Annotated in this window: 6 protein-coding genes; 5 read left to right on the top strand and 1 reads right to left on the bottom strand. The window is 35.1% G+C overall.

Annotation, left to right across the window (positions count from 1 at the left end):
- Window positions 1-329: 329 nt before the first annotated feature.
- From BUB08_RS16230 to BUB08_RS16245, 4 genes are all read left to right on the top strand, one after another.
- On the top strand, window positions 330-3110 hold the full coding sequence (locus BUB08_RS16230; RefSeq protein WP_175550027.1) for a helix-turn-helix and ligand-binding sensor domain-containing protein: 2781 nt from the start codon (window positions 330-332) through the stop codon (window positions 3108-3110).
- 364 nt (window positions 3111-3474) lie between these two features.
- A complete protein-coding gene (locus tag BUB08_RS16235) occupies window positions 3475-3846 on the top strand; it encodes a hypothetical protein (protein ID WP_139249758.1) in 372 nt (123 codons plus the stop codon).
- Between the two features lie 113 nt (window positions 3847-3959).
- The gene (locus BUB08_RS16240) at window positions 3960-4433 is read left to right on the top strand and encodes an RDD family protein (protein WP_083570815.1); all 474 of its coding nucleotides are present in this window, start codon (window positions 3960-3962) and stop codon (window positions 4431-4433) included.
- 21 nt (window positions 4434-4454) lie between these two features.
- Window positions 4455-4895, top strand: a complete 441-nt coding sequence (locus BUB08_RS16245; protein ID WP_073002960.1) for a hypothetical protein — start codon at window positions 4455-4457, stop codon at window positions 4893-4895.
- Between the two features lie 326 nt (window positions 4896-5221).
- Here the strand turns inward: BUB08_RS16245 and BUB08_RS20525 are convergent, their stop codons facing one another.
- Complete coding sequence (locus tag BUB08_RS20525) at window positions 5222-5428, bottom strand: hypothetical protein (protein ID WP_139249759.1); 207 nt, start codon at window positions 5426-5428, stop codon at window positions 5222-5224.
- A gap of 526 nt (window positions 5429-5954) precedes the next feature.
- Here BUB08_RS20525 and BUB08_RS16260 point away from each other — a divergent pair.
- Window positions 5955-6443, top strand: a complete 489-nt coding sequence (locus tag BUB08_RS16260; RefSeq protein ID WP_139249760.1) for a hypothetical protein — start codon at window positions 5955-5957, stop codon at window positions 6441-6443.
- Window positions 6444-6666 lie beyond the last annotated feature (223 nt).

Below are 6666 nucleotides of genomic sequence, written 5' to 3' on the forward strand. Positions count from 1 at the left end.
TAATTTTGTGTTGTAAAAATAGATTGGACTTAATAGATTAAGAAAAAATTATACACACTTCTGACTCTCATGTCGCCGTGAGCCGTAAAGTCTACCTCATAATTACTACACCAATTTTTGCGATGATAAAATATCTGATTGATTATATGGATTTTATGTTGATGTTTTAATGTGTGAAAAATGAAAAATGGCAACTCGATTTCAAGGAATAAAACAACGGAAAGGAGAGATAAGTTTGGGATTTTTCCTATTTTTCGGGTGATTTTTTGGAACGATCAGATACAGCAATGAATAAACGAATTACTTTTTTGTTACTTTTTTTTAATGCAATGTTAATTTTTTGTGCAGGCGCCAGCGAACACGAAAAAGGAGTTATTGCATTTGATCAGCTTACTTTTAAGGGATCTCGGCAAAACTGGAGCGTAAGTGCTGCCGAAAACGGGTTCGTTTTTTTTGCCAACCATACCGGCCTGTTAATGTTCGACGGAACAAGCTGGAAACTGAACCGGCTTCCTGTGGAAACCATTTTAAGGGCAGTTAATGCTGCTTCAGATTCGTTGATTTATACTGGCGGATATATGGAGCTCGGTTACTGGAAAAAGAATAGTACCGGCGAGCTGGATTATTTTTCGTTAACTCCGAAGGCAAGTAAGTATTTTTCGAAAAATATTGAATTCTGGAACATCGCGCGAACCGACGATAATGTTTACTTTCAGTCGTTTTCTCAAATTTTGGCCTATCAGGGCGATTCCGTTTTTCAGGTCGACCTGCACGGGCAAATATCGGTTATGAATAATGTTCATAATAAAGTTCTTGTTGCGGTAAGCGGCAGAGGTATTTTTGAAATTTCGGGGCTGAATGCTGTTCCGGTTATTCAGGATAAACTGCTTGAAAATGAATACGTCAGGTTTATTATTCCGTTTTATGAAGATCAAATTCTGATTGGTACCATCTCGCACGGGATTTTGTTGTGGGATGGGAAAAGACTAACCCCGTGGAATAAGGCGTGGAACGATTACTTTGTGGAGAACGAGTTGAACCGGGGGTACCTTACCAGTGATAATCATGTGATTGTGGGTACTTTGGTTGACGGAATTGTGGTGTTCGACACGGATGGAAATATGATTTCCAAAATAAATACTTCCAGCGGACTGCCTAATAATACGGTGCTGGGAATTGAACCCGACAGGCTGAATAATATCTGGCTGGCGTTGGATGACGGGATTGGATTTGTTTCGGGAAACCAGGACAGAAGTTTTGAAATAGAGAAACTTCCGGGATTAGGCGCTATTTACAGTACGGCAATTTATAAGAATAAGCTGTACCTGGGAACCAACCAGGGGCTTTTTGTAAAATCTGAAAAGCCCGGAGAGCATGAATTGAATATGGTTCCGAAATTGAGTGAACAGATATGGGATTTGAAAGTTTTTGACGACCAGTTGCTTATTGGTCATAACCTGGGGACATTCTCTCTAAAAGACGGTTCTGTCAGGCAAATATCTACCGAATCCGGCGGCTTCAATTTTATTGAGGATCCGGCAAACCCAAATTTGATTCTCCAATCAACTTATAATAGTTTAATCGTTTTTGAGAAAACTACAAATGGAATTGTTTTCAGAAATCGAATTGGTGGCTTCATCGATTTGATACGCTATATTGAATTTGATCATCGTGGAAATTTGTGGGCAAGCCACATGCACCGTGGAATTTATAAAATTGCAGTTGACAGTAAGAGAGATAGCGTGCGCGAGGCAATTTATTACGGGAAAGAGATTTTCGGAAAAGACTATTTCGTTCATGTTTTTAAGGTAGAGAACAGAATTGTTTTTACTACGGGTGAGAAATTTTTTACGTATGACGACCTGAATGACAGTATTATTCCTTACAATACATTAAATGAGGGCGTTGGGAAATATTCCAAATCACACAGAATTGTTAGCGCTCCAAATCATCACTACTGGTTTATCGGCAAAGAGTACATCGGCCTGTTTTCTATTTTAAACGATAATATCGAATTGATAAAAGAGTATCCGATGTCTTTGTTTCACGATCCGGTGCCTATTGAAAATTACGAAAACATTTTGCCGCTCAGTAGCAACAATGCTATCCTGTCGTTACAAAACGGCATTGCATATCTTGATGCCACGCAAAAAGGAGCTTCTCCTGATTTAATTCAGAGGCAAACGCCCGGGTTACGCAGGATTGAGGTTCGCAATAAAAAAGGGAAAGTAAAGTTGTTGCCTCTGGGTGCGTCAGAAGGAACCAAGTTAAGCCATAATTTCAATAATATTTCTTTTAATTTTTCTTTCCCGCTGATTAATGAGCTTCCGGTTTATTATCAATATGTTTTGGAAGGAATTGACGATGAGTGGTCTGAAGAAACGAGTCGGCCGGTGTTTTCTTTCGTGCGATTGCCCAAAGGCGACTATGTGTTGAAGGTGAAAGCTGTTGATTCGTGGGGAAATGAGAGTCAGATTTACAAATTTTCTTTTGAAGTTTTGCCCCCTTTTTATGCATCGTTTGGAGCAAAATTGTTTTATTTTTTGGTGCTCATTTCTTCGTTGCTGATATTCAGAAACTGGGGTGTTAGGCAGACCCGGCGAAAAATACAACTGCAGCAGGAGAAAAAGGAGAAAGAGCTGATTCGGCTTAGAAACGAAAAACTACAGGCAGAGATACGTTTTAAAAGTAAAGAACTGGCCAGTTCAACCATGTCGATTATCAAAAAAAATGAGTTTTTGTTAGACCTGAAAACAATCATTCAGAAGCAAAAGGCGGAGCTGGGATCCCGGTATCCCGATAAATACTATAATTATCTGTCGAAGAAAATTGACGATAACATTTCGAGCCACGATGACTGGAAAATATTCGAGACTAATTTTGAAAGGGCACACGAACAGTTTTTTGAAAAGCTGAAAAATAAATACCCGCTTCTTACGCCCAGTGACATGCAACTTTGTGCTTTTCTGAGAATGAATTTGTCATCGAAAGAGATTGCTCCCATGTTGGGCATTTCTGTGCGCGGAGTGGAAAATCATCGTTACCGGTTACGAAAGAAATTGGAGCTTGATGTCAATGACAGTTTAACGGATGCCATCATCGGACTTTAAAAATGCTTCTATTTTTGCTCTTTGTGAAGTGTTTTTCAGCTTTCAGAAGAAATGCGCATTTTGGTCTGGAATGGCAAATAGGGGAGATGGACGGTTTTTATAGGCGGTTAGTGCTCTAATTATCTGCTGGCTCGTTGGTTATTATTTACAATATACTTACTTTTACAGGGAACATACAAAAACCGTTTCCTATGATTCGTAAAATCTCTGAAAGCACATTAAAAAAGTCAATCAATTGTTCATTTTTTGGTTATGAATATAAAGTACAAAAGGTTGACAATACCACCGCAAATATAAAATATAGTATACCTTTTTTATACATACAAACTAGTTAGCGCAAATATTGATGAAAAAACACAAGGAAATGGATAAACAGCAAATGGAACAAATAATAACATTTTTAAAAGCACGCAGAACTGCAAACAGGAAGGATATTGGTAAACAAATAGGAGAAGGACAATATAGCGACAAGCTAAAATCGCATCTAAATTATCTTGAAAAAGGCAACTATATCAGCAAACGAAGTGAAGATGTTTATGAAATAACACCTCGCGGAGACAGATTTGTGTCGTTTGACGAAGAAAATGAAATTAAAAATTTACAAATTGAAAATATAAGGCTACAAAACAAATTATTAAAAAACAAATTGATTTACGCCATAATAGGTGGTATAATCGGTTTTGTTCTTGCTAACTGGAAAGATATTTTAATAATGCTTCAAGTAATAAATAAGTAACACAACCATAAGTCATCCATTTAATCGCAAACAAAACATTGTATAAACGTGTCTTTATTTTTTTCATACCACAAAATTACAACACAAAAAAAAACCTATAAAAAAGCAGTAAAATGAAACTCAACGACATCTTTTTAAATATGTACTTCAACTTGAACAAACCGAAAGTACATGCAGGATTTTTATTAAGACTTATTGCCTTTATGATAGATTTTGTAATAATATCAATTTTAAACGTTGTTATAATTACAATTTTCAATGTCGAATATGCAGTCGAATCAGAGGTGTGGTATCCTATTTATTTCTTCTCACACCCATATTATATAATTATAAATTGGTTATACTTCGCAATTTTAGAAAGCAATCCATACTATCAAGCCACAATTGGAAAAAGTATTTTAAAATTAAAGGTCGTAGATATAAACGGCAATAAAATTTCCTTTGGAAAGGCATCTGGACGTTTCTTTGCAAAAATCATTTCAGGTTTAATACTTGGTATTGGTTTCATTATGATTGCTTTTACCAAAAACAAGCAGGGATTACATGACTTATCAGCAGGAACATTTGTAAAAACAAAATATTCATAAAAAACCAATAAACTATTTGTCATGGAAGAATTACAATTAATACTAATCGTTCTGTTTACTATCGTATATTTAATCGTAACTGTAATACAACAAAATCAAATAAAAGCACTTAAATCTCATAACGAAATGCTCAGTGGACTGCTGCCGATATTCGATTTAAAAAAATTTAAAGAAGCCGCTTCAATCGAAAAGAAAATTGCAGAAATGCAAATAAAGAAAATGATGTTAAAATTCGAGGTTGACGAAGAATTTATAAATGACATTTTAAAGCCACATATTAAAAAATTTGAAGATACAGTAGAAAAACAAGTAAATGAAGAATTTGCTGAATTAATGCTGTTTGCAACAACTGTAATATCAGGAACAAAAAAAGAATTAAGAAAAGAAATAGTTAATCGCTATCTCCCCAAGACAGCAAGCTATTTTGACGCTCTTTTGGAAGCTGATAAAAAAGATTCTTAATGCGATTGTATTCCTGTTTGGTAAACCAGCCTGCTTTTAAAAAATGAGAAAATCTTTTATCAAAATCACATTCAATAGTTTTTTTAAACCAAGACAACATTAACTTTTAAATTTTATAAATTATTAATTCACTCTAAAAACAAAAAATCATGGCACTTCAATCTATTTGTCCAAAATGCGATTCTTCATCATTTGAAATCGCAGAAACACCTGTCAAAAACTCAAATTACAGACTAATGTTTGTTCGTTGCTCAAATTGCGGATGTGTGGTAGGAGTAAAAGACTTTTTCAATACTCCAACCTTAATACACCAACTGGCAAAAAAACTACATATCAACCTTGTCTGATAAAAAATTTGCACTGATTTTGATAATGGGGTGTCTAACTGCACGAGCATCATTGACATCAACAATAGTTGTGTTTACTGAAATCTCGTACCCGCATTTGCGTAGTTCATATAAAACATCGTTTAATCCATCAACGCTGTCAGAAAGACTACTTAACAACTGTTTGTGTTCACATGAGCAAGTCATACTGTTAAAACTTAAAACAAGCAAATTGACTAAAAGACAAAATACTTGCGCTAACACTGTGCAAATGCCACTCGCCTCTTAGCTTTTACGGCAGTTCCATCTCGTTAGCTGGTTATGTGCCTCTAATTAATTTAGGCGGTTGGCGAGAGGCACTTGCACCAATCCGTTGTGCGTCATTTAACATCGTGCATCTAAACCAAGTTGAGCATAAGATATGAAGAGTCAATTTTATTATTGGGAAAAGGATTTAAGAAAACTGATAAATTGTTGGGATTTCATACCAGGGGCACCATCTGACGAGTTCGATGCTTTGAATCATAAAATTCTAATTCATTTGACAAAGGGTTCAGATAATGAGAAGTTATTTAACGTGTTAAAAAGTGAATTAATAAGTTATTACGGTTTAGACCCTATTGATAAGGATATTCTTAAATTGACAGAGGAAATCGTAAATTGGTGGGATAAACAATAACTTGATTTTTAAGAAAATATGTGTGTTAATTGCTACATAGGGACAGATTCAGAATTGAAAGAAATAGAATTTGACAGGAACAATCCTGAATTTTGTGTTGTGAAAGTTGATAAATCGGATTTTGACAAAGACACTTTTTCAACTAATAACATCTATTATATTGGAACTAGAGAAGGTTGTGGATGCAAATTTGGGATTCAAGAAATTCCGAGTGAAATTATTAATGAAGCAAAACAACTAATCAATGCAAAAAAAGAACTAACCGATAAGATTAGGCAATTCTTTGAATATGAAAGTACAATTGATGAGATTGATTTTACAGTTAAAGAAAGTAAAGACTACTCAGAGGATACTCAAAAGCTTTATACCTTGATTACTGGTTTATGTAATAAAAATGATAAAGTTGAATTTTATGGATGCGAGGCGGACCATGAAAAGAAAAAATACGATGAGAAATTGACGATAGATTTGAAAGAAGGTGACTTATATATAGATTTTGATAAGTTTTGGGATTTGAACATTAGGATTGATATTAAAAAATAAACGAACGCACAACACGCGGTCATAAAACATTGCGCGGATAGTGCTATATTTGAACGAAATAACAATTAATCAACGGCTTAGCAGGCTGATAAGTTTGTGTTTCAAAATGCGCAACGTTTCATACCGCCACCGTTACCAGCGCATTTGAAAAAGGAACCGATTAACAAATAAAAACCTATTGCAAAAAGACAAAGACAAGAAAGGAAAAGAAAAAAGACAAGCA

This window comes from Mariniphaga anaerophila, assembly GCF_900129025.1.
Taxonomy (GTDB): domain Bacteria; phylum Bacteroidota; class Bacteroidia; order Bacteroidales; family Prolixibacteraceae; genus Mariniphaga; species Mariniphaga anaerophila.